The following is a 228-nucleotide window of genomic DNA, read 5'->3' as shown; positions in this document are numbered from 1 at the left end:
TCAGCATGGCGATCGCCTGCTGCGGCTGATTCAGGCCGATGTCGATGTCGTTCATGATATCAAGGAACCAGACGTTATCCGGCTGCTTCGCCAGCAGCGGGGCGATCACCCGTTTGGCGCTACCAAAGCTTTTGGCCTGCAGGAACTGTATCGCTTTGCCGTACTGTGCCGCCTGCTGCACGCGCACGTTGCCTTTGGCGTATTCGTTCAGCAGGTCATCGGTCAGCT

Annotated in this window: 1 pseudogene; it reads right to left on the bottom strand. The window is 58.3% G+C overall.

What is annotated here, in order from left to right:
* Positions 1-228, bottom strand: a pseudogene (locus tag KVT28_RS27610) (hypothetical protein); the annotation flags it as partial.

It is taken from the genome of Pantoea sp. GbtcB22 (genome assembly GCF_019091025.1).
In the GTDB taxonomy this organism is placed as follows: Bacteria; Pseudomonadota; Gammaproteobacteria; order Enterobacterales; family Enterobacteriaceae; genus Pantoea; species Pantoea leporis.
The sequence above is the reverse complement of the archived record's forward strand: the minus strand, read 5'-3'. Positions and strand labels throughout refer to the sequence as shown.